We start from the raw sequence: 22421 nt of genomic DNA on the forward strand, positions 1-22421 counted from the left end.
GACTGCGAGCGTTTACGCAAATGTTTGTCCGGAAGTGAACATTTTGATCTAAATTAACAAAGAATTTTTTTTCGCTTCCTTACGTTTCATTGGTTTAGCTTAAACGATGGGAAGACGTCCTGGTCCGGAGTTCTGTTTGTCCGAACTTGTTGTTAGGAATATTCCTAATAGCTTAAGCGTGGAAATGAAATTAAAAAAATCCCGAATTCACCGATTAAACGATCGGTTAATTATGATATGCCTAATAAACATGGCAGGAAATAAATGGAAAAACAATAAGCGTATTTTATGATTTTTTCAGGAAATGAAAAAGGCCGCTAATGCGGCCTTTTTATCATGTGAAACCGGTATCAGTGATGCTCTACTGAATGACTGTGTTCAACATCTTCATTCTTGCGGCTGAAGCGGCGGCGAACCACCACGAAGAACACCGGTACGAAGAAGATGGCCAGAACGGTCGCGGTGACCATACCACCCATTACACCTGTACCTACTGCGTTCTGCGCACCGGAGCCAGCACCAGAGCTGATAACCAGTGGCATAACGCCGAGGATAAACGCCAGAGACGTCATCAGGATTGGACGCAGACGCATACGTACCGCCTCCAGCGTCGCCTCAATCAGGCCTTTACCTTCTTTCTCCATCAGATCTTTGGCGAATTCCACGATAAGTATCGCGTTCTTCGCCGACAAGCCAATGGTTGTCAGCAGGCCTACCTGGAAGTACACGTCGTTGGTCAGGCCACGGAAGGTTGCGGCAAGCAGTGCACCGATAACACCCAGCGGAACCACCAGCATGACGGAGAACGGAATCGACCAGCTCTCGTACAGTGCTGCCAGACACAGGAAGACCACAATCAGTGAAATGGCGTACAGGGCAGGGGCCTGGTTACCGGACAGACGTTCCTGATAGGACATACCGGTCCAGTCGTAGCCAATTCCCGACGGCAGCTTGCTCGCCAGTTGCTCCATCATCGCCATCGCTTCACCGGTGCTTCGACCCGGAGCAGCCTGACCCAGAATTTCCATGGAAGGCAGACCGTTATAGCGCTCCAGACGCGGCGAACCGTATTCCCAGCGTGACGTAGAGAACGCGGAGAAAGGTACCATCTGGCCGTTACTGCCGCGTACGAACCAGTTATTGATATCGTTCGGCAACATACGGTATTGGGCTTCTGACATCACGTACACTTTCTTCACACGACCACGGTCAATGAAGTCGTTGACGTAGCTACCGCCCCAGGCTGCACCCAGAGTGGTATTGATGTCACTGATGGAAACGCCCAGGGCCTGAGCTTTCTCCTGATCAATGTCGATTTTGAATTGCGGCGTATCTTCCAGGCCGTTAGGGCGCACGCCAACCAGCAGGTCAGGGTGTTTTGCCACTTCGCCAAACAGTTGGTTACGTGCCTGCGTTAGTTTCTCGTGACCCAGACCACCCTGGTCAATCAGCTGGAAGTCGAAACCGGTCGCCGTACCCAGTTCAACAATCGCAGGCAGGTTGAAGGCAAAGACCATTGCATCTTTGATCTTCGAGAACGTGCCCATGGCACGGCCAGTAATCGCCTCGACCTTGTTTTCCTTACCTGGACGTTCAGACCAGTCTTTCAGGGAAACGAAGGCAATACCGGTGTTCTGACCACGACCCGCAAAACCAAAGCCGTTAACCGCAAATACGGATTCAACGTTGTCTTTCTCTTTGGTGAGGTAGTAGTCGGTCATCTCATCCAGTACTTTCTGGGTACGTTCTTGTGTCGCACCCGCCGGAAGCTGAGCCATACTCAGGAACACGCCCTGATCTTCGTCTGGCAGGAACGAGCTTGGCAGACGAACGAACAGATAGGCCATGCCCACCACGATGATGATATAGAGCAGCAGGTAACGACCGGTACTGCGCAGGATGTTGCCCACGCTGTCGGTGTAGTGGTGCGTGCTCTTATCAAACATGCGGTTGAACCAGCCGAAGAACCCTTTATGCTCGCCGTGGCCGCCTTTCTGAATGGGCTTCAGCATGGTGGCACACAGTGCAGGCGTCAGGATCAGCGCAACCAGTACCGACAGCGCCATTGCAGAAACAATGGTAATCGAGAACTGACGATAAATCGCACCGGTAGACCCCCCGAAGAACGCCATCGGGATAAATACCGCCGACAGAACCATCGCGATACCGACCAGCGCGCCCTGGATCTGGCCCATTGATTTACGGGTGGCCTCCTTCGGTGGCAGACCTTCCTCCGCCATGACACGCTCAACGTTCTCAACTACCACGATGGCGTCATCCACCAGCAAGCCGATGGCGAGCACCATCCCGAACATCGTCAGGGTGTTTATCGAGTAACCAAATATCGACAGGATGGCGAAGGTACCGAGCAATACAACCGGAACGGCGATGGTTGGGATCAGCGTCGCACGGAAGTTTTGCAGGAACAGATACATCACCAGGAATACCAGGATGATCGCTTCTACCAGGGTTTTAACCACTTCGTGAATCGAGATTTTCACGAACGGCGTGGTGTCGTATGGGTAAACAATCTTCAGACCTGACGGGAAGAAAGGTTCCATCTTCTTCAGTTCTGCGCGGATCGCTGTAGCGGTGTCCAGGGCGTTGGCGCCTGTCGCCAGCTTAATACCCAGACCGGAAGCCGGTTTGCCGTTGTACTTCGCGATGATGTCGTAGTTCTCGCCACCCAGTTCCACTTTTGCCACGTCGCGCAGGCGAACCTGTGAACCGTCCTGATTCACTTTCAGCAGGATCTTGCTGAACTCATCGGCAGAGGTCAGACGCGTTTGCGCAATGATCGAGGCGTTAAGCTGCTGGCCTTTCACCGGTGGCGTACCCCCTAACTGACCGGCAGCAACCTGGGCGTTCTGGGCTTTGATGGCGCTGATGACGTCAACCGGCGTCAGCTGGAAGTTGTTCAGTTTGTTCGGGTCCATCCAGATACGCATTGCATACTGGGAACCGAACAGCTGAACGTCACCCACACCAGAAGTACGGCTAATGGCGTCCTTCATGTTGGCGCCCACGTAGTCGGAAATATCCTCCTGCGTCATGGTGCCGTTGGTGTTGATAACGCCGACAACCATCAGGAAGCTACTGGACGATTTCTCGACGCTCACACCCTGCTGTTGTACTTCCTGCGGCAGCAGTGGCATCGCCAGCTGCAGTTTGTTCTGCACCTGAACCTGCGCGATGTCAGCATCAGTACCTGACTGGAAGGTCAGGGTGATCTGAACCGTACCGGTGGAGTCACTGTTTGAGGACATGTACATCAGGTTATCAATACCGTTCATGTTCTGTTCGATAACCTGAGTAACGGTATCCTGCACCGTTTTCGCATCAGCCCCTGGGTAGGTTGCGGAAATTGTCACCGCCGGTGGCGCAATGGTCGGATATTGCGCGACAGGCAGCTTCAGGATCGCAAGTCCCCCAGCCAGCATGATGATTATGGCGATCACCCACGCAAATATGGGGCGATCGATAAAGAAATTAGGCATGTCTTAACGGCTCCTGTTTAAGTTAAGACTTGGTTTGTTCTGACTGGCCAGCGGCCGAAGCTTGTTGTTTATCGTCAGATTTCACTTCCTGTGCTTTGACCTGCGCGCCAGGACGAACTTTTTGCAAACCAGTAATAATCACGCGATCGCCATCTTTCAGACCTTCCGTCACCAGCCATTTATCCCCAATCGCCTGTGTTGCCGTGATATTACGTGTTTCGACTTTGTCATCAGCCCCGACAACCAGTGCGCTTGCATCGCCGCGAGGTGTACGGGTCACACCCTGCTGTGGAACCAGAATGGCGGTTGGGTTGGTCCCTTCTTCCAGACGTGCGCGAACAAACATACCTGGCAGCAGATTCTTGTCAGGGTTCGGGAAAATCGCACGTAAGGTGATGGAACCGGTGGTCTGGTCGACCGTCACGTCAGAGAATTCCAGCGTACCTTCCTGCGGGAACTTGATACCGTCGTTCGTCACCAGTTCCACTTTGGCTTTGCCGTTTTCCTGCTTCAGGGTGCCGTTAGCCAGCTCCTGTTTCAGACGCAGGAAATCGTTGCTCGACTGGGTCACGTCGACGTAGATTGGATCAAGCTGCTGCACAGTCGCCAGCGCAGTGGCCTGACCGTTCTGCACCAGTGCCCCTTCCGTAACGGAAGATTTGCCAATACGACCGCTGATCGGAGAGGTCACTTTGGTATAGGCCAGGTTAATGCGGGCGGTTTCGACAGCTGCTTTCGCTGCCACTACGGCCGCGTTAGCCTGCTGGGCATCTGCCAGGGCGGTATCGTAATCTTGTTGGCTGATGTACTTGGTACCGAGCAGTTTTTGGTAGCGGTTCAGCGTCAACTGGGCGATTTTGGCTGCGGCTTGTGCTTTCGCCAGGTCGCCTTTGGCGCTTTCATAAGATGCCTGATAGGTTGCCGGATCAATCTGATACAGAGACTCACCCGCTTTAACATCCCCGCCTTCGGTAAAGTTACGTTTCAGGATAATGCCACTCACCTGAGGACGAACTTCCGCAATGCGATATGCATTTGTACGGCCGGGTAATTCTGTAGTGATTTGAAGAGGTTCGGATTTGAGCGTCACAACGCCAACTTCTGGCATCTGCTGAGCTCCTTGTTGAGCCTGTTTATTGTCACATCCTGTAAGCGCTAAGCTGCCTGAGAGCATCAGAACGACCGCCAGAGGCGTTAACCCTCTGTTTTTGTTCATATGTAAACCTCTAGTGTCCGATTTCAAATTGATCAATGGTCCTGAGTCCAAAAACCCATTGCTGCGTTTATATTATCGTCATGCTATGGTACATACATTCACAAATGTATGTAAATCTGACTCCTGTAAATTCACCCACCTATGGCACGAAAAACTAAACAACAAGCGCTGGAAACCCGACAACACATTCTGGATGTGGCGATGCGTTTGTTCTCTCAGCAGGGTGTTTCATCGACCTCGCTGGCACAGATTGCTCAGGCCGCAGGTGTCACGCGGGGAGCGATTTACTGGCATTTTAAAGACAAGTCAGATCTGTTCAGTGAAATCTGGGAGCTTTCAGAGTCCAGCATTAGCGATCTAGAGAGTGAGTATCGGGCAAAATTCCCTGACGATCCACTCTCAGTATTAAGAGAAATATTAGTATATATCCTTGAAGCGACAGTCGTTGAGGAACGTCGCAGGTTAATGATGGAAATTATTTTCCATAAATGCGAGTTCGTGGGTGAGATGGCGGTGGTGCAGCAGGCGCAGCGCAGTCTCAGCCTGGAGAGCTATGACCGCATCGAACAGAACCTGAGCATGTGTATGCAGGCAAAGCTGTTACCGGCCAATCTGATGACCCGCCGGGCGGCTATTCTGATGCGCAGCTACATTTCAGGCCTGATGGAAAACTGGCTTTTTGCGCCGGAATCCTTTGACCTCAGAGAGGAAGCCCGCAGTTATGTAGCGATTTTACTGGAAATGCTTCAGCTCTGCCCCACGCTGCGCAGCGACACGCCTTCGTTAACGGCCTGACCCCTTTCCAGGATTTATCTCAGAGGATAACGTTCGCGCTATTCTGCTTCAGGCGAGCGTGATATTCTTCACGCCGGACTATTTTCGGTCATCTTCTGACATCATTCACGACTATGCTGCCCATCAATCGCTCGCAACATCCTGTTTTTGCATTGCTCCTTGCGATGCTGTTTTTCTTCGCCACGGCACCGCTTTCCTGGGCCCGTGCCGACAACAGCAATGATATTCCCTCGCGCGCTGATGTTCAGTCGCAACTCGACACTCTGAACAAACAGAAAGATCTCTCTCCTCAGGAGAAGCTTATCCAGCAGGATCTGACGGAAACGCTGGAAACGTACGATAAAATTGAGCGTGTCAAAGCTGAAACCGCGCAACTGCGTCAGAAGGTGGCTCAGGCTCCTGACAACATGCGCAAGGCAACGGATGCGCTGAATGCCCTGAGTGACGTCGATAACGACGATGAAACACGTAAAACACTCGCGACCCTTTCTTTACGTCAGCTGGAGTCGCGCGTCTCGCAATCACTTGACGATCTGCAAACCGCACAGTCCGATCTCGCAACGTATAATAGCCAACTTGTCTCACTGCAGACTCAGCCCGAGCGCGTGCAAAACGCAATGTACGCCGCGTCCCAACAGCTGCAGCAGATCCGTAACCGCCTGAATGGCACGACGGTGGGTGAGGGCACTTTACGCCCGACGCAGCAAACCCTGCTGCTGGTTCAGCAAACATTACTCAACGCGCAAATCGAACAGCAACGTAAGAGCCTGGAAGGGAATACGGTGCTGCAGGACACGCTTCAGAAACAGCGTGATTACGTCACCGCGAATATTAATCGCCTGGAACACCAGCTGCAGCTGTTGCAGGAGGCGGTTAACAGTAAACGCCTGACGCTGACAGAAAAAACCGCCCAGGAGGCAGTATCACCTGACGAAACCGCTCGTATTCAGGCGAACCCACTGGTGAAACAGGAACTCGAGGCTAACCATCAGCTCAGCCAGCGTCTGATACAGGCGACGGAAAGCGGTAACTCGCTGGTTCAGCAAAATATCAAAGTAAAAAACTGGCTGGACCGCGCGCTGCAGGCTGAACGCAACATTAAAGAGCAGATTGCGGTTCTGAAAGGCAGCCTCCTCCTGTCGCGTATTCTCTACCAGCAGCAGCAGACGCTCCCGTCTGCCGATGAACTGGAGGATATGACCAACCGCATAGCGGATTTGCGTCTGGAGCAGTTTGATGTCAACCAGCAGCGAGATGCCCTTTTCCAGAGCGATACCTTTGTCGCCAAAATTGAAGAAGGCCATTCCAGTGACGTGAACCCGGAGGTGCACGATGCGCTACTTCAGGTAGTGGATATGCGTCGCGAACTGCTGGACCAGCTCAACAAACAGCTGGGCAACCAGTTGATGATGGCCATTAACCTGCAGATCAACCAGCAGCAGTTGGTGAGCGTCTCGAAAAGTCTGCAGGAAATTTTGACGCAGCAGATTTTCTGGGTAAACAGCAACAAGCCAATGGACTGGGACTGGATTAAATCCTTCCCTGAGATGCTGAAAACGCAGATCAAGAGCATGAAAATTACCGTGAACTGGGAGAAAGCCTGGCCTGCGGTGATGATTGCCTTCCTGGCGGGATTACCGCTGCTGCTGATTGCCGGTCTGATCCGCTGGCGTCTGGGCTGGCTGAAGAAGTATCAGGCGAAACTGGCGTCCGAAGTGGGACAACTGCGAAACGATAGCCAGCTTCATACGCCGAAAGCGATTCTGATCGACCTCATCCGCGCCCTGCCGGTGTGCCTGATTATCCTGGCGGTAGGTCTGATTCTGCTCACGATGCAGCTTAACGTCAGCGATCTGCTGTGGGCGTTCAGTAAGAAACTGGCGCTGTTCTGGCTGGTGTTTGGTCTGTGCTGGAAGGTACTGGAAAAAGACGGCGTGGCAGTGCGCCATTTCAATATGCCTGCGCAGCTGACCAGCCACTGGCGTCGTCAGATTGTGCGTATCAGCCTGGCCCTTCTGCCGCTGCACTTCTGGTCGGTTGTCTCTGAACTTTCCCCGCTGCATCTGATGGATGATGTACTGGGGCAGCTGGTTATTCTGTTGAACCTGCTGCTGATTGCCATTCTGATGTGGCCGATGTGCCGCGATAGCTGGCGTGATAAAGAGTCCCACAATATTCGTCTGGCTACCGTGACGGTACTGGCAATCATTCCGCTGGCGCTGATGGTGCTTACGGCAACGGGCTACTTCTACACCACGCTGCGTCTGTCTGGTCGCTGGATTGAAACGGTTTATCTGGTGATCATCTGGAACCTGCTCTATCAGACCGTTCTGCGAGGTTTGAGTGTTGCGGCCCGTCGTATCGCCTATCGCCGTGCCATTGCGCGTCGTCAACATCAGGTAAAAGAGGGCGCGGAAGGGGCGGAGCCACAGGAAGAGCCGACCATCGCCCTGGAGCAGGTCAACCAGCAGACGCTGCGTATCACCATGCTGGTGATGGTCGCTCTGTTTGCGGTGATGTTCTGGGCTATCTGGTCTGATTTAATTACCGTCTTCGCCTATCTGGACAGTATCACCCTCTGGCAATACAACGGTACCGAAGCCGGTGCTGCGGTCATGAAGAGCGTCACCATGGGCAGCCTGCTCTTTGCGCTGGTTTCATCGATGGTGGCCTGGGCGCTGATTCGCAACCTGCCAGGCCTGCTGGAAGTGCTGGTACTGTCGCGCCTGAACCTGCGTCAGGGGGCGTCCTATGCCATTACCACAATCCTCAACTACGTTATCATTATTGTCGGGGCGATGACGGTCTTTGGCTCGCTGGGCGTGTCGTGGGACAAACTGCAGTGGCTGGCTGCCGCGCTCTCGGTAGGTCTTGGTTTTGGCCTGCAGGAGATATTCGGTAACTTTGTATCCGGCCTGATCATCCTGTTCGAACGTCCAGTTCGTATCGGCGATACCGTCACCATCGGCACGTTCTCCGGTACGGTCAGCAAGATCCGTATTCGAGCCACCACCATTACCGACTTTGATCGCAAAGAGGTGATCATCCCGAACAAAGCGTTCGTGACCGAGCGCCTGATCAACTGGTCGCTTTCAGACACCGTGACGCGCGTAGTTATCCGCCTGGGCGTGGCCTACGGTTCGGATCTGGATAAGGTAAAAGAGGTACTGCTGCAGGCGGCGTCTGAACATCCGAAAGTGATGCACGATCCTGCGCCATCGGTCTTCTTCACGACCTTTGGGCCGAGCACCCTGGATCACGAGCTGCGGTTATACGTACGTGAACTGCGTGACCGCAGTTATACCGTGGATGAGCTGAACCGCTCTATCGATCGCCTGTGTCGTGAGAACGATATTAATATCGCCTTCAACCAGCTTGAAGTTCACCTGCGTAACGAGAAAGGTGACGAGCATACGGAAGTGAAGCGTGAAATTAAGGGTGACGATCCGACACCGGCCTAATCTATATTCCCTCTCCCACCGGGAGAGGGGCAGGGTGAGGGCAATACAACCTTCACCTTACCCTCAAAATCTCTTCGCACAATCTCCAGCGCCTTAAGCACCGTCTCTGCGGGGATTTCATGATTCTCCAGTAACATAATCAAATCAACGGCCAGCTTGACCTCATCGGGTGCATTTTCCAGTGACATTTGTGTGGCTCCTGTTAACGGGTCAAACGTGCAATCACGCGTTCAATCTCATCCAGCGCCTGACGGCAGCGGACAAGGCGTCCTTCCAGCGCGCTAATCTCACGCATCAATAATTGCTGCTCTTCCAGCGTTTCACTGTTGCTCAGGCGCGCTTCCCGCTCGCGCTTCATCTCAAACAACCGGCGTTCAAACTCCTGGTTCTCCAGCCGCTTACGCTGCCATTTGCCGAGCCCCGGAGATGCACCGTCCCAGGCGCGCAGCGTCCAGGTGGCAATTTCCCGGCGTAGGGCGGTGATTTGCCCGGCAAGATGCTCTGCAAGCCAGGCCACCTGCTGTGTTTGCTTGTGCTCAACCGCGTGGCGAAGCTCATCAAGATGGGCCTGGGCTTCAGCAATATAATCCTGAATGAGCGTGCTTCGGGTGCGAAAAAGTTGCCGGTCAAAGCGCGGCTTCAGCGTGGCGTGCCCCATCAGAGGGGTAGCCTCTGCTCGCAGGGTGGTCAGCTGTTTTTGCAGCGTCTCCAGAAGCAAGGCTGTTTTCAAGGCGCTCTCCAGTGGTAAAGTAGCCGTTCAGTTTGATAACGATTCGCATTATGCAGCGTACTATTTTAATCATTATTGGCTGGCTGGCGGTAGTGCTTGGCACATTAGGTGTGGTTTTACCCTTGCTGCCGACCACGCCGTTTATCCTGCTGGCGGCCTGGTGCTTCGCCCGATCATCGCCGCGTTTTCACCACTGGCTGCTGTATCGCTCATGGTTTGGCGGTTATCTGCGCCACTGGCAAAAACACCGGGCCATGCCGCCCGGTGCTAAACCGCGCGCGATCGCGGTGATCCTCATCACCTTCGCTATTTCATTATGGCTGGTGAAAATGATGTGGGTACGGATCCTGTTGCTGGCGATCCTGACATGCCTGCTCATCTTTATGTGGCGAATCCCGGTGGTTGATGAAAAGCAACAAAAGCACTGACGCCTTATAATGTCTGTTGCAATTATCTCGCACAGACAGTAAATTCGACCGTTTTCGAGCACAGGTGCGCCTGGTTAAAGGTTAAACAATTGTTATCTTTAATCGACTCGTTGCGCGCTGTGAGTAACACTGTTTTATTTAGGCACAAACCGATGACCGCAACTGCACAGCAGCTTGAATATCTGAAAAACAGCATCAAAAGTATCCAGGACTATCCAAAACCTGGCATTCTTTTCCGTGATGTCACCAGCTTGCTGGAAGACCCGAAAGCGTACGCGCTCAGCATTGAACTGCTGGTTGCGCGTTATAAAAACGCCGGGATCACCAAAGTAGTAGGTACCGAAGCCCGTGGCTTCCTGTTTGGCGCACCGGTTGCGCTGGCGTTGGGTGTGGGTTTTGTTCCGGTACGTAAACCGCGCAAACTGCCACGTGAAACCATCGCTGAAAGCTACGAGCTGGAATACGGCACCGATCAGCTGGAGATCCACGTTGATGCGATCGTCCCTGGCGACAAAGTGCTGGTGGTTGACGATCTGCTGGCAACCGGCGGCACCATCGAAGCGACCGTGAAGCTGATCCGTCGTCTGGGTGGTGAAGTGACCGATGCGGCATTCATCATCAACCTGTTCGATCTGGGCGGTGAACAGCGCCTGGAAAAACAGGGTATTACCAGCTACAGCCTGGTGCCATTCCCGGGTCACTGATCCCGATTTTCACAACCTCGCTCAATGGGTGAGGTTGTGATAGCATTCCCCTCCATAAATTCACCTTCCAGCGTTGCAGAGCCTGCCCATGAGTTATCAGGTGTTAGCCCGTAAGTGGCGACCACAAACCTTTGCTGACGTTGTCGGTCAGGAACATGTGCTGACGGCCCTGGCGAACGGCTTGTCGCTAGGTCGCATCCATCACGCCTATCTTTTCTCCGGCACCCGCGGCGTCGGCAAGACCTCTATTGCCCGTTTGCTGGCAAAAGGTCTGAACTGCGAAACCGGGATCACCGCCACGCCGTGTGGCGTATGCGATAACTGCCGCGAGATTGAGCAGGGGCGTTTTGTCGATCTGATCGAGATCGACGCCGCCTCGCGCACCAAAGTTGAAGATACCCGCGATCTGCTCGACAACGTGCAGTACGCCCCGGCGCGTGGCCGCTTCAAGGTCTACCTGATCGATGAAGTGCACATGCTGTCGCGCCACAGCTTCAACGCCCTGCTGAAAACGCTGGAAGAACCGCCTGCGCATGTGAAATTCCTGCTGGCGACCACCGATCCGCAAAAGCTGCCGGTCACTATTCTGTCGCGCTGCCTGCAGTTCCATCTGAAGGCGCTGGACGTGGAGCAGATCCGCGCCCAGCTTGAACGTATTCTCGACGAAGAGAAAATTGTCCACGAACCGCGTGCTCTGCAGCTGTTGGCTCGCGCGGCGGACGGCAGCCTGCGTGATGCGCTCAGTCTTACCGATCAGGCGATCGCCAGCGGTGACGGCAAGCTCACCACCGAGGCGGTCAGCACCATGCTCGGCACGCTGGATGACGATCAGGCGCTCTCTCTTATCGAAGCGATGGTTGCCGCCAACGGCGAGCGTGTTATGTCGCAGGTCGATGCTGCCGCTGCCCGTGGTATTGAATGGGAAGGGCTGCTGGTCGAGATGCTCAGCCTGCTGCACCGTGTAGCAATGCTGCAGCTTTCTCCGTCTGCCATTGGTGCGGATATGGCGGCTATCGAACAGCGGATGCGTGAACTTGCCCGCACCGTACCGCCTGCTGATGTTCAGCTTTACTACCAGACGCTGCTGATTGGCCGCAAAGAGTTACCGTTCGCGCCGGATCCGCGTATGGGCGTTGAAATGACGCTGCTGCGCGCGCTGGCGTTCCATCCGCGTATACCGTTGCCGGAACCGGACGTGCCGCGACAATCCTTTGCTCCGGTCGCACCGACGGCGGTGATGTCACCGCAGCAGGTTCCACCGCAGCAGGTTCCACCGCAGCCGACGCCGCCGCAGCAAAATGTGCCGCTGTCGGACGCCACCAGTTCGGTGCTTGCCGCACGCAGTCAGTTGCAGCGTGCGCAGGGAGCAACCAAACCAAAAAAGAGTGAACCGGCAGCGCCTGCAAGAGCGCGGCCGGTTAACAACGCCGCGCTTGAACGACTGGCCTCGGTAACGGAGCGCGTACAGTCGCGTCCTGCACCGTCCGCGCTCGAGCAGAAAGCCCCGGTGAAAGAAGAGGCTTACCGCTGGAAGGCGACCACTATCATCGAAGAGGTGAAGGAAGAGGTCGCCACCCCGAAAGCGCTGAAAAAGGCGCTGGAGCATGAGAAAACGCCGGAGCTTTCCGCGAAGCTCGCCGAAGAGTCAATTGCGCGTGATGCCTGGGCCGCCGAGGTCAGTAAGCTTCAGTTGCCCAAGCTGGTGGAGCAGGTCGCGCTGAATGCCTGGAAAGAGCAGGACGGCAATCAGGTGCGTTTACACCTGCGTCCTGGTCAACGACACCTGAATTCGCCAGGCGCGCAAAAGGCGCTGGCCGAGGCGCTCACCGCATTACAGGGTGCGCCGGTTGAATTGACTATCATTGAAGATGATAATCCGGCAGTGAAAACGCCGCTGGAGTGGCGTCAGGCCATTTATGAAGAGAAGCTCGCGCAGGCGCGCGAGGCAATTATCGCGGATAACAACATTCAGACCCTGCGCCGGTTCTTCGACGCCGATCTGGATGAAGAGAGTATTCGCCCCATTTGATCGTGAGTCTGACTTACGGTTGTAATCCTTAAACGTGAAAAAAGAGAGAAGCCTATGTTTGGTGGAAAAGGCGGTCTGGGTGGCCTGATGAAGCAGGCTCAGCAGATGCAGGAAAAAATGCAGAAGATGCAGGAAGAGATCGCTCAGCTGGAAGTCACGGGTGAATCCGGTGCCGGTCTGGTCAAAGTGACCATCAACGGTGCGCACAACTGCCGCCGCGTTGAGATCGACCCAAGCCTGCTCGAAGACGACAAAGAGATGCTGGAAGATCTGGTTGCAGCCGCGTTTAACGATGCCGCTCGCCGTATCGACGAAACTCAGAAAGAGAAAATGGCCTCTGTTTCCAGCGGTATGCAACTGCCACCTGGCTTCAAGATGCCATTCTGATGCAAACCAGTCCGCTGCTCACGCAGTTAATGGAAGCACTGCGCTGCCTGCCGGGCGTTGGCCCGAAGTCGGCGCAGCGCATGGCGTTTACGCTATTGCAGCGCGACCGCAGCGGCGGGATGCGCCTGGCGCAGGCTCTGACCCGCGCCATGTCAGAAATTGGTCACTGTGCGGATTGCCGTACCTTTACCGAGCAGGACGTGTGTAACATCTGTTCGAATCCGCGTCGTCAGGAAAACGGTCAGATTTGCGTGGTGGAGAGTCCGGCGGACATCTACGCCATTGAGCAGACCGGGCAGTTTTCCGGCCGCTATTTCGTGCTGATGGGGCATCTCTCCCCGCTGGACGGTATTGGCCCGGACGATATCGGCCTCGACCGCCTTGAACAGCGTCTTGAGTCCGAAACGATCAACGAAGTGATCCTCGCCACCAATCCTACGGTGGAAGGGGAGGCAACGGCCAACTACATCGCCGAGCTTTGCTCGCAGTACGGCGTTGACGCCAGCCGTATCGCCCACGGCGTGCCGGTGGGCGGCGAGCTCGAGATGGTCGATGGCACCACGCTGTCGCACTCTCTTGCGGGACGCCACAAGATTATTTTCTGACCAAACGGAGGCTGCGTCCGTGGCCTCCGCTTGAAATTTCCCCCCCTTATCCCCATCTCTCCCTCAACGTTTTAAAACCCCATTAAATGGCATTGTTGAGGTCGACTTAGATGAAAGGACAAGAAACCCGTGGTTTCCAGTCAGAAGTAAAACAGCTTCTGCACCTGATGATCCATTCCCTGTATTCCAACAAAGAAATTTTCCTGCGTGAGCTGATTTCCAACGCCTCGGACGCGGCGGACAAGCTGCGCTTCCGCGCACTGTCTAACCCGGATCTGTACGAAGGCGACGGTGAACTGCGCGTGCGCGTCTCTTTCAATAAAGAGAACCGTACCCTGACCATCGCCGATAACGGCATCGGGATGAATCGCGATGAGGTCATCGACCATCTCGGGACTATCGCCAAATCCGGCACCAAAGCGTTCCTGGAGTCCATGGGCTCTGACCAGGCGAAAGACAGCCAGCTGATCGGTCAGTTCGGCGTTGGTTTCTACTCGGCGTTCATCGTCGCGGACAAAGTTACCGTGCGTACCCGTGCAGCAGGTGACAGCGCGGAAAATGGTGTGTTCTGGGAGTCCAAAGGTGAAGGCGAATACACCGTTGATGACATCACCAAGGCGGATCGCGGCACCGAAATCACCCTGCACCTGCGTGAAGGTGAAGATGATTTCCTGAACGACTGGCGCGTGCGCTCCATCATCAGCAAATATTCCGATCACATCGCCCTGCCGGTTGAGATTGAAAAACAGGAAGAGAAAGACGGCGAAACCGTGGTCTCCTGGGAGAAGATCAACAAGGCGCAGGCACTGTGGACGCGCAACAAGTCTGAAATCAAAGACGACGAGTACAACGAGTTCTACAAACACATCGCCCACGATTTTACCGACCCGCTGACCTGGAGCCACAACCGTGTGGAAGGTAAGCAGGAGTACACCAGCCTGCTGTACATTCCGGCACAGGCACCGTGGGACATGTGGAACCGCGATCACAAGCACGGCCTGAAGCTGTACGTACAGCGTGTGTTCATCATGGACGATGCCGAGCAGTTCATGCCGAACTACCTGCGCTTTGTGCGTGGTCTGATAGATTCCAACGATCTGCCGCTGAACGTCTCCCGCGAAATTCTGCAGGACAGCACCGTCACCCGTAACTTGCGCAACGCTCTGACCAAACGTGCGCTGCAGATGCTGGAAAAACTGGCGAAAGACGATGCGGAAAAATACCAGACCTTCTGGAAACAGTTCGGCCTGGTGCTGAAAGAGGGCCCGGCGGAAGATACCGCGAACTTGGAGGCCATCGCCAAACTGCTGCGCTTCGCGTCTACGCACACCGACTCTTCCGCGCAGACCGTGTCGCTGGAAGAGTACGTCTCGCGCATGAAAGAAGGGCAGGAGAAGATTTACTACATCACCGCCGACAGCTACGCGGCGGCGAAGAGCAGCCCGCACCTCGAGCTGTTGCGCAAGAAAGGCATCGAAGTGCTGCTGCTTTCTGACCGCATCGACGAATGGATGATGAACTACCTGACCGAGTTTGACGGTAAGGCGTTCCAGTCCGTTGCCAAAGCCGATGAGTCCATCGACAAGCTGGCGGATGAAGTGGATGAAAGCGCGAAAGAAGCCGAGAAGGCGCTGGAGCCATTCGTTGAGCGCGTGAAAACCCTGCTGGGCGAACGTGTGAAAGAGGTGCGTTTCACTCATCGTCTGACTGATACCCCGGCGATCGTTACCACCGACGCTGACGAAATGGGCACCCAGATGGCGAAACTGTTCGCTGCGGCGGGCCAGGCGATGCCGGAAGTGAAATATATCTTTGAGCTTAATCCGGATCATCCTCTGGTGAAACGCGCGGCAGATACCCAGGACGACGCTCGCTTTGCCGAGTGGGTTGAACTGCTGCTGGATCAGTCCCTGCTGGCCGAACGCGGCACGCTGGAAGATCCTAACCTGTTCATTAAACGTGTGAATGCGCTGCTGCTGGCGTAATTGACCACGCCCCCCCTGGTCTTCTCCCTCTCCCGTGGGAGAGGGCCGGGGTGAGGGCACCAGACCCACCCTCCCAAATAATCTCCCCCCGTTAACCGTTTCAGCCTTCCCGCCTTCCTTGAGCGATGCCCGTTCTGGTGGTATTGTTTAGCGCTTTTGAAAAATTGAAACGACTTTTGAGGGGATTTTCGCAATGCGTATTATTCTGCTTGGCGCTCCGGGCGCGGGTAAAGGAACTCAGGCTCAGTTCATCATGGAGAAATACGGTATTCCGCAAATCTCCACCGGTGACATGCTGCGCGCCGCTGTTAAATCTGGCTCCGAGCTGGGTAAACAAGCGAAAGACATCATGGACGCAGGCAAGCTGGTGACCGACGAGCTGGTTATCGCTCTGGTCAAAGAGCGCATTGCTCAGGAAGACTGCCGTAACGGTTTCCTGCTGGACGGCTTCCCACGCACCATTCCTCAGGCTGACGCCATGAAAGAAGCGGGCATCAACGTGGACTACGTTCTGGAGTTCGACGTACCGGACGAGCTGATCGTTGACCGTATCGTTGGCCGTCGCGTACACGCTGCTTCTGGCCGCGTTTACCACATCAAATTCAACCCACCTAAGGTTGAAGGCAAAGACGACGTGACCGGCGAAGAGCTGACTACCCGTAAAGACGATCAGGAAGAGACCGTGCGTAAGCGCCTGGTGGAATACCACCAGATGACTGCACCGCTGATTGGCTACTACACCAAAGAAGCGCAGGCGGGTAACACCAAATACGCGAAAGTTGACGGAACCAAAGCCGTTGCTGACGTACGTGCAGAGCTGGAAAAAATCCTCGGCTAATTGCACCTTTCTCACCCGGATCTCCGGGTGAGAAATATTCCCATCTTTCCTATCGCAGCAATGGGTTTCGTTTAAACGCATTTCCGCTACAATTGACAACCATTCAAATGGTTAAGAGGCGTGAATGAGTCAGGCGAAAACCGGCATCCTGCTTGCCAATCTGGGCACCCCAGAAGCACCTACATCAGACGCGGTAAAACGCTACCTGCGACAATTTTTAAGCGACACGCGCGTTGTGGATTTTCCACGACTGCTGTGGTGGCCGCTGCTGCGTGGCGTCATTCTGCCGATCCGTTCTCCGCGCGTCGCTAAGCTCTATCAGTCCGTCTGGATGGAAGAGGGCTCGCCACTGATGGTCTACAGCCGTCGTCAGGAAAAAGCGCTGGCTGCCCGCCTGCCGGATGTGCCCGTCGCGCTTGGCATGAGCTACGGAAAACCGTCCCTGGAAAGCGCGGTGGAATCACTGCTGGCGCAGGGGGTTGACCACATAGTGGTGCTGGCGCTCTATCCGCAGTACTCCTGTTCGACGGTTGCTGCGGTATGGGATGAACTGGCGCGTATTCTGGCGACTCGCCGTCGCATACCTGGCGTGACCTTCATTCGCGACTACGCGGATAACGATCTCTATATCAAGGCGCTTGCCAACAGCGCGCGCGCGTCGTTCGAAAAACACGGCGAGCCGGATCTGCTTCTGCTGTCTTATCACGGCATCCCGCAGCGTTTCGCTGACGAGGGGGATGATTACCCGCAGCGTTGTCGTGATACCACGCGCGAACTGGTTTCTGCCCTCGGCCTGCCGCCGGAGAAGGTGATGATGACCTTCCAGTCGCGCTTTGGCCGCGAGCCGTGGCTCACCCCATATACCGATGAAACGCTTAAGATGCTCGGTGAGAAAGGGGTGAAGCATATTCAGGTGATGTCGCCAGGCTTCTCGGCGGATTGCCTGGAAACGCTCGAAGAAATTGCTGTGCAAAACAGAGAATTCTTCCTGGAAGCGGGGGGGACGAAGTACGAATACATTCCGGCACTTAACGACTCGCCTGAGCATATCGACATGATGGTCTCTCTGGTGAGAAACAGTCGCTGATCGCACTCCGGGCCGGGTTTGTGCTAACATTCCCGGCCCATATTCTTTGTACAGTTCAGACCATGAAATTTCCCGGTAAACGTAAATCCAAACACTACTTTCCCGTTGATGCCCGCGATCCGCTCCTGCAGCAAATCCAGCCTGAGAATGAAACCAGTGCCGCATGGGTCGTTGGTATCGACCAGACGCTGGTGGACATTGAAGCGAAAGTGGATGATGCGTTTGTCGCCCGTTACGGTCTGAGCGCGGGTCACTCGCTGGTGATTGAGGACGACGTTGCCGAAGCGCTTTACCAGGAACTGGTGCGCGAAAACCTGATCACCCATCAGTTTGCCGGCGGTACCATCGGTAACACCATGCACAACTACTCCGTACTGGCTGATGACCGCTCGGTTCTGCTGGGCGTAATGTGCAGCAATATCGAAATCGGAGGCTATGCCTACCGTTATCTCTGTAACACCTCCAGCCGTACCGATCTGAACTATCTCCAGGGCGTCGACGGGCCGATTGGCCGCTGCTTTACGCTGATCGGTGAGTCCGGCGAGCGTACCTTTGCCATCAGCCCGGGTCACATGAACAAACTGCGTGCCGAGAGCATCCCGGAAGAGGTGATTGCAGGCGCCTCGGCGCTGGTGCTGACCTCCTATCTGGTGCGCTGCAAACCGGGTGAGCCGATGCCGGACGCGACCATGAAGGCGATCGAATACGCCAAAAAGTATGATGTGCCGGTGGTGTTGACGCTGGGCACCAAATTCGTGATTGCCGATAACCCTGAATGGTGGCAGGCGTTCCTGAAAGAGCACGTCTCGATTCTGGCGATGAACGAAGAAGAGGCGGAAGCGCTGACGGGCGAAAGCGATCCGCTGCTGGCGTCTGATAAAGCGCTGGAGTGGGTGGATCTGGTTCTCTGTACCGCAGGGCCGGTTGGGTTATACATGGCGGGCTTCACCGAAGAAGAGAGCAAGCGCAAAACCCAGCATCCATTGCTGCCTGGCGCGATCGCCGAGTTCAACCAGTACGAGTTCAGCCGTGGTATGCGTTTTAAAGACTGTGTTAATCCGCTGCGTATCTACTCGCACATCGCCCCGTATATGGGCGGGCCAGAGAAGATCATGAACACCAACGGTGCAGGTGATGGCGCGCTGGCCGCATTGCTCCATGACATCACCGCGAATGCTTACCATAAAACTAACGTCCCGAATTCCAGCAAGCACAAGTTCAACTGGCTGACCTATTCGTCGCTGGCGCAGGTGTGCAAATACGCTAACCGCGTGAGTTATCAGGTGCTTAACCAGCATTCTCCGCGCTTAACGCGTGGGCTGCCGGAACGGGAAGACAGCCTGGAAGAGGCTTATTGGGATCGTTGATTGCTAAAAGAAAACCCCGGTGGCGCTACGCTTACCGGGGCTACTTGTAGGCCTGCTAAGCGTAGCGCCAGCAGGCTTTTTTAACCCGTCACCCCTTCTTCAACCGGAGGTTTCTCCAGCAGCGTCAGCATCGTATTCGCAATTTCGCGCTCGCCCATCACGACCTTATTCGCACCGCGCTCGGTAATGTACTCCACCTCGTCGTCATAGTGCGCGCGGGCGATAATCTCAATCGTCGGGCATTTCTCGCGCGCGGATGCCACAATTTCTCCTGCTTCATAGCCGTTAGGTATGGTCAGCAGCAGCCAGCGCGCGCAGTCCAGATGCGCCAGATTCATGATCTCTTCGTTTGCCGCATTGCCCAGCACTGCACGGATACCGCGCTCGCGCAGCTCGTCGACGCGGGTGCGTGAGGTTTCAATCACGACCAGCGGGATCCCTTGCGCCATCAGCTTCTCGCCGAGCAGGCTGCCCACGCGACCAAAACCAACCAGCAGGGCGTGATTACAAATATCTACCGGGATCTGCTTCTCTTCTTCGATAGCTTCTTCCAGCGTCTGTTCTTCCAGCGTTTCGGTTTTATCGAGGTATTTTTCCAGCAGTGCGAACAGGACCGGGTTCAGCATAATCGACAGGATTGCGCCTGCCAGCACCAGGTTCTGCCCGGCCTGCGGCAGCAGGTTCAGCGCCATGCCCAGACCCGCCAGAATAAAGGCGAACTCACCAATTTGCGCCAGGCTGGCGGCGATGGTCAATGCCGTACGCGGGGAGTGGCCAAACATCCTGACCAGGAAGAAGGCGGCAAGCGACTTACCAAAGATAATAATCGCCAGCGTGCCCAGCACGGCCAGCGGCTGATGAACCAGGACCATCGGGTCAAACAGCATCCCGACGGAAACGAAGAACAGTACGGCAAACGCATCGCGCAGCGGCAGGGTATCGTGCGCCGCACGGTGGCTCAGCTCGGATTCGTTCAACACCATCCCGGCGAAGAACGCGCCCAGCGCGAAGGAGACATCAAACAGCTCAACGGCACCAAAGGCGATACCCAGCGCCAGCGCCAGCACGGAGAGGGTAAACAATTCGCGTGAACCCGTCGCTGCGCTGCGGGACATGATCCACGGCACCAGACGGCGGCCCACCAGCATCATGATGGCGATAAACGCCACAACTTTACCGATGGTAATGCCCATATCCAGCGCCAGCGAGGCAAAGCCGACGTTGTCTTTTTCCATCATCCCGGCGACGGCAGGCAGCAGTACCAGCGTTAACACCATCACCAGGTCTTCAACAATCAGCCAGCCTATCGCGATTTGTCCGCGCTGGCTGTCAATTAGCTGTCTCTCTTCAAGTGCGCGCAGCAACACCACGGTACTGGCGGTGGAAAGACACAGCCCAAAAACGATACCGGTCATCAGCGACCAGCCAAGAATTGCTGAAAGCGCCATCCCCAGCAGCGTCGCTACCCCTATCTGGGCGATCGCTCCCGGTATGGCGATCGACTTTACCGCCATCAGGTCCTTCAGTGAAAAATGCAAACCGACGCCAAACATCAGCAGAATCACGCCTAATTCCGCCAGTTCAGGAGCCAGTTTGGTATCCGCAACGAAACCAGGCGTAAACGGTCCCGCCAGGACACCCGCTAACAAATAGCCGACAAGGGGAGAAATACGCAGTTTATTGGCGATCATGCCAAGGATAAAAGCGAGCACAAGGCCACCAACAATGGTGGTGATTAGCGGTGTGGCGTGATGCATTCCGTCTCCTTTCGTTGTGGGTGTTCCTTTTTGGCGCAAACCAAAAAACCGAGTAATAGTTTATGACAATTTTTACTCTTATGTTTATGAATAATTGTTGAAATTTGAATAAAACAGCAATAAGCACGAAAAAAAGCGCATTTTGATAAATTCAGCAGGGGGAGACAGAAGAAACCCTTATGGCATCAGGGTATCAGGTAGCCAAAGTAAAACTTTGGCTACCCGTAATTTACGCTTTGTGACGGTTATCAGGCAGGAATATGGTCAACATCCCAAGAAGTGGCAGGAAAGCGCAGATTTTATAAACCAGGAAGATACTGGTGTGATCCGCAACCATCCCTAACACTGCAGCACCAAGCCCACCCATGCCGAAGGCGAACCCGAAAAAGAGTCCGGAAACCATACCGATACGACCCGGTAACAGCTCTTGCGCATAGACAAGAATGGCGGAAAACGCGGAAGCGAGGATAAAACCAATAATCACGGTTAAAATTCCCGTCCATTCAAGGCTGGCGTACGGCAAAATAAGGGTAAACGGTGCCACGCCGAGAATAGAGCCCCAAATTACATATTTACGTCCAATCTTATCCCCCACAGGCCCGCCAATCACTGTCCCGGCAGCAACCGCAAACAGGAAGGCAAACAGGTGGATCTGCGCATTTTGTACCGATAATCCGAATTTTTGCATCAGATAAAAGGTGTAATAGCTGCTGATGCTCGCCATATAGAAATATTTCGAGAAAATCAGCACCAGCAGGACGGAAACCGCCAGGATAATCTTGTTACGCGGTAGAGGATTAATCACCTTCGCTTTAGGTTTACCCTTGTTCACCCGATGTTGAGCGGCATACCAGCGGCTGATCTGCGCCAGCACGACAATGGCCAGCAGTGCGGCCAGCACAAACCATGCCACGTTGCCTTTACCGTAAGGGGCAATAATCACCGCGGCCAATAGCGGGCCGAGAGAGCTACCAAAGTTACCGCCCACCTGGAAGAGTGACTGCGCCAGACCATGACGACCACCGGAGGCCATACGCGCCACGCGGGAGGATTCCGGGTGGAAGACCGACGAGCCGGTGCCCACCAGTGCGGCGGCGATCAACACCGCTTCAAAACTCCCTGCCATGGCCAGCAGTACCAGCCCGCTTAAGGTGAAACACATGCCAATCGGCAGCGACCATGGCATCGGGTATTTGTCCGTCCAGTAGCCCACTATTGGCTGCAGTAGCGAGGACGCGAGCTGGAAGGTCAGGGTGATCATCCCGATCTGCACGAAGGTTAAAGAGAACTCGGACTGCAGCAGCGGATAAATTGCCAGAATCAACGACTGGATCATATCGTTGAGCAGATGAGAAAGACTGATTGCACCTAAGACTTTAAAAGAGGTGCGCGATTTCGGCGGTGACGCCGGCACGCCCGGAACGGGCTGGGTTGATTCACTGATTGCCATAAAGAGAATTACCACGTCTTTAGTTATTAGAAATGCAGGATGTAATTATTATCCAACTAACATACCTGTCAGGGGCATTTGAAGA

17 protein-coding genes and 1 other annotated feature are annotated in these 22421 nt (G+C 54.8%); of the genes, 11 read left to right on the forward strand and 6 right to left on the reverse strand.

From position 1 onward, the window contains the following. Nucleotides 1–350: 350 nt before the first annotated feature. Nucleotides 351–3497, reverse strand: a complete 3147-nt coding sequence (gene acrB / locus AAHF05_RS05030; RefSeq protein WP_129323839.1) for a multidrug efflux RND transporter permease subunit AcrB — start codon at nt 3495–3497, stop codon at nt 351–353. 22 nt (nt 3498–3519) lie between these two features. Next, nucleotides 3520–4713, reverse strand: a complete 1194-nt coding sequence (gene acrA, locus AAHF05_RS05035) for a multidrug efflux RND transporter periplasmic adaptor subunit AcrA (RefSeq protein ID WP_028017612.1) — start codon at nt 4711–4713, stop codon at nt 3520–3522. 141 nt (nt 4714–4854) lie between these two features. Here acrA and acrR point away from each other — a divergent pair, with 141 nt between their 5' ends. Continuing rightward, entirely contained in the window at nt 4855–5508 is a 654-nt protein-coding gene (acrR, locus tag AAHF05_RS05040; RefSeq protein ID WP_129323840.1) for a multidrug efflux transporter transcriptional repressor AcrR, read from the forward strand. Nucleotides 5509–5621: 113 nt separating this feature from the next. Continuing rightward, nucleotides 5622–8969: a mechanosensitive channel MscK gene (mscK, locus tag AAHF05_RS05045; RefSeq protein ID WP_374936439.1), complete on the forward strand. Its 3348-nt coding sequence runs from the start codon at nt 5622–5624 to the stop codon at nt 8967–8969. On the opposite strand, the gene rsmS is transcribed toward mscK, so the two are convergent. Continuing rightward, complete coding sequence (gene rsmS, locus AAHF05_RS05050; RefSeq protein WP_129323842.1) at nt 8966–9157, reverse strand: pleiotropic regulatory protein RsmS; 192 nt, start codon at nt 9155–9157, stop codon at nt 8966–8968. The genes mscK and rsmS overlap by 4 nt on opposite strands. 14 nt (nt 9158–9171) lie before the next feature. Next, nucleotides 9172–9699 (reverse strand): primosomal replication protein N'', encoded by a 528-nt coding sequence (priC, locus tag AAHF05_RS05055; RefSeq protein WP_129323843.1) that lies wholly within the window; start codon nt 9697–9699, stop codon nt 9172–9174. 50 nt (nt 9700–9749) lie between these two features. On the opposite strand from priC, the gene AAHF05_RS05060 reads away from it, so the two are divergent. From AAHF05_RS05060 to AAHF05_RS05100, 9 genes are all read left to right on the forward strand, one after another. Next, nucleotides 9750–10127: a DUF454 family protein gene (locus AAHF05_RS05060; protein ID WP_028017608.1), complete on the forward strand. Its 378-nt coding sequence runs from the start codon at nt 9750–9752 to the stop codon at nt 10125–10127. Nucleotides 10128–10279: 152 nt separating this feature from the next. After that, nucleotides 10280–10831 carry an adenine phosphoribosyltransferase gene (gene apt / locus AAHF05_RS05065; RefSeq protein ID WP_028017607.1) on the forward strand — a complete coding sequence of 184 codons (552 nt, stop codon included), beginning with the start codon at nt 10280–10282 and terminating at the stop codon, nt 10829–10831. Nucleotides 10832–10919: 88 nt separating this feature from the next. Next, nucleotides 10920–12860: a DNA polymerase III subunit gamma/tau gene (gene dnaX / locus AAHF05_RS05070; RefSeq protein ID WP_129323844.1), complete on the forward strand. Its 1941-nt coding sequence runs from the start codon at nt 10920–10922 to the stop codon at nt 12858–12860. Next, nucleotides 12190–12254: a sequence feature (DnaX frameshifting element), on the forward strand. (Overlaps the previous gene by 65 nt.) Before the next feature lie 54 nt (nt 12861–12914). Next, a complete protein-coding gene (locus tag AAHF05_RS05075) occupies nt 12915–13247 on the forward strand; it encodes a YbaB/EbfC family nucleoid-associated protein (RefSeq protein ID WP_003858972.1) in 333 nt (110 codons plus the stop codon). Continuing rightward, nucleotides 13247–13852, forward strand: coding sequence for a recombination mediator RecR (gene recR, locus AAHF05_RS05080; RefSeq protein ID WP_028017605.1), 606 nt, complete (start codon nt 13247–13249; stop codon nt 13850–13852). Before AAHF05_RS05075 ends, recR begins: the two co-directional genes overlap by 1 nt. Nucleotides 13853–13962: 110 nt before the next feature. After that, nucleotides 13963–15837, forward strand: coding sequence for a molecular chaperone HtpG (gene htpG / locus AAHF05_RS05085; protein WP_129323845.1), 1875 nt, complete (start codon nt 13963–13965; stop codon nt 15835–15837). A gap of 193 nt (nt 15838–16030) precedes the next feature. Then, nucleotides 16031–16675 (forward strand): adenylate kinase, encoded by a 645-nt coding sequence (gene adk, locus AAHF05_RS05090; protein WP_006809841.1) that lies wholly within the window; start codon nt 16031–16033, stop codon nt 16673–16675. A 124-nt stretch (nt 16676–16799) separates the two neighbouring features. Continuing rightward, the gene (gene hemH, locus AAHF05_RS05095; RefSeq protein WP_129323846.1) at nt 16800–17762 is read left to right on the forward strand and encodes a ferrochelatase; all 963 of its coding nucleotides are present in this window, start codon (nt 16800–16802) and stop codon (nt 17760–17762) included. A gap of 62 nt (nt 17763–17824) precedes the next feature. Continuing rightward, nucleotides 17825–19129, forward strand: coding sequence for an inosine/guanosine kinase (locus tag AAHF05_RS05100; RefSeq protein WP_129323847.1), 1305 nt, complete (start codon nt 17825–17827; stop codon nt 19127–19129). Nucleotides 19130–19209: 80 nt separating this feature from the next. On the opposite strand, the gene ybaL is transcribed toward AAHF05_RS05100, so the two are convergent. Then, a complete protein-coding gene (ybaL, locus tag AAHF05_RS05105) occupies nt 19210–20886 on the reverse strand; it encodes a YbaL family putative K(+) efflux transporter (protein WP_129323848.1) in 1677 nt (558 codons plus the stop codon). Between the two features lie 229 nt (nt 20887–21115). Next, the gene (locus AAHF05_RS05110) at nt 21116–22336 is read right to left on the reverse strand and encodes an MFS transporter (RefSeq protein ID WP_129323849.1); all 1221 of its coding nucleotides are present in this window, start codon (nt 22334–22336) and stop codon (nt 21116–21118) included. Nucleotides 22337–22421 lie beyond the last annotated feature (85 nt).

Origin of the sequence: Enterobacter adelaidei (assembly GCF_041937165.1) — a bacterium.
GTDB classification, from domain to species: domain Bacteria; phylum Pseudomonadota; class Gammaproteobacteria; order Enterobacterales; family Enterobacteriaceae; genus Enterobacter; species Enterobacter adelaidei.

Excerpts from the sequence above, each read along its gene's own strand:
- adk (WP_006809841.1), top strand. The coding sequence starts at position 16,031 with ATGCGTATTATTCTGCTTGGCGCTCCGGGCGCGGGTAAAGGAACTCAG.
- apt (WP_028017607.1), top strand. The coding sequence starts at position 10,280 with ATGACCGCAACTGCACAGCAGCTTGAATATCTGAAAAACAGCATCAAA.
- mscK (WP_374936439.1), top strand. The coding sequence starts at position 5,622 with ATGCTGCCCATCAATCGCTCGCAACATCCTGTTTTTGCATTGCTCCTT.
- acrR (WP_129323840.1), top strand. The coding sequence starts at position 4,855 with ATGGCACGAAAAACTAAACAACAAGCGCTGGAAACCCGACAACACATT.
- hemH (WP_129323846.1), top strand. The coding sequence starts at position 16,800 with ATGAGTCAGGCGAAAACCGGCATCCTGCTTGCCAATCTGGGCACCCCA.
- AAHF05_RS05075 (WP_003858972.1), top strand. The coding sequence starts at position 12,915 with ATGTTTGGTGGAAAAGGCGGTCTGGGTGGCCTGATGAAGCAGGCTCAG.
- rsmS (WP_129323842.1), bottom strand. The coding sequence starts at position 9,157 with ATGTCACTGGAAAATGCACCCGATGAGGTCAAGCTGGCCGTTGATTTG.
- acrB (WP_129323839.1), bottom strand. The coding sequence starts at position 3,497 with ATGCCTAATTTCTTTATCGATCGCCCCATATTTGCGTGGGTGATCGCC.
- acrA (WP_028017612.1), bottom strand. The coding sequence starts at position 4,713 with ATGAACAAAAACAGAGGGTTAACGCCTCTGGCGGTCGTTCTGATGCTC.
- AAHF05_RS05100 (WP_129323847.1), top strand. The coding sequence starts at position 17,825 with ATGAAATTTCCCGGTAAACGTAAATCCAAACACTACTTTCCCGTTGAT.
- AAHF05_RS05060 (WP_028017608.1), top strand. The coding sequence starts at position 9,750 with ATGCAGCGTACTATTTTAATCATTATTGGCTGGCTGGCGGTAGTGCTT.
- recR (WP_028017605.1), top strand. The coding sequence starts at position 13,247 with ATGCAAACCAGTCCGCTGCTCACGCAGTTAATGGAAGCACTGCGCTGC.
- AAHF05_RS05110 (WP_129323849.1), bottom strand. The coding sequence starts at position 22,336 with ATGGCAATCAGTGAATCAACCCAGCCCGTTCCGGGCGTGCCGGCGTCA.
- htpG (WP_129323845.1), top strand. The coding sequence starts at position 13,963 with ATGAAAGGACAAGAAACCCGTGGTTTCCAGTCAGAAGTAAAACAGCTT.
- dnaX (WP_129323844.1), top strand. The coding sequence starts at position 10,920 with ATGAGTTATCAGGTGTTAGCCCGTAAGTGGCGACCACAAACCTTTGCT.
- ybaL (WP_129323848.1), bottom strand. The coding sequence starts at position 20,886 with ATGCATCACGCCACACCGCTAATCACCACCATTGTTGGTGGCCTTGTG.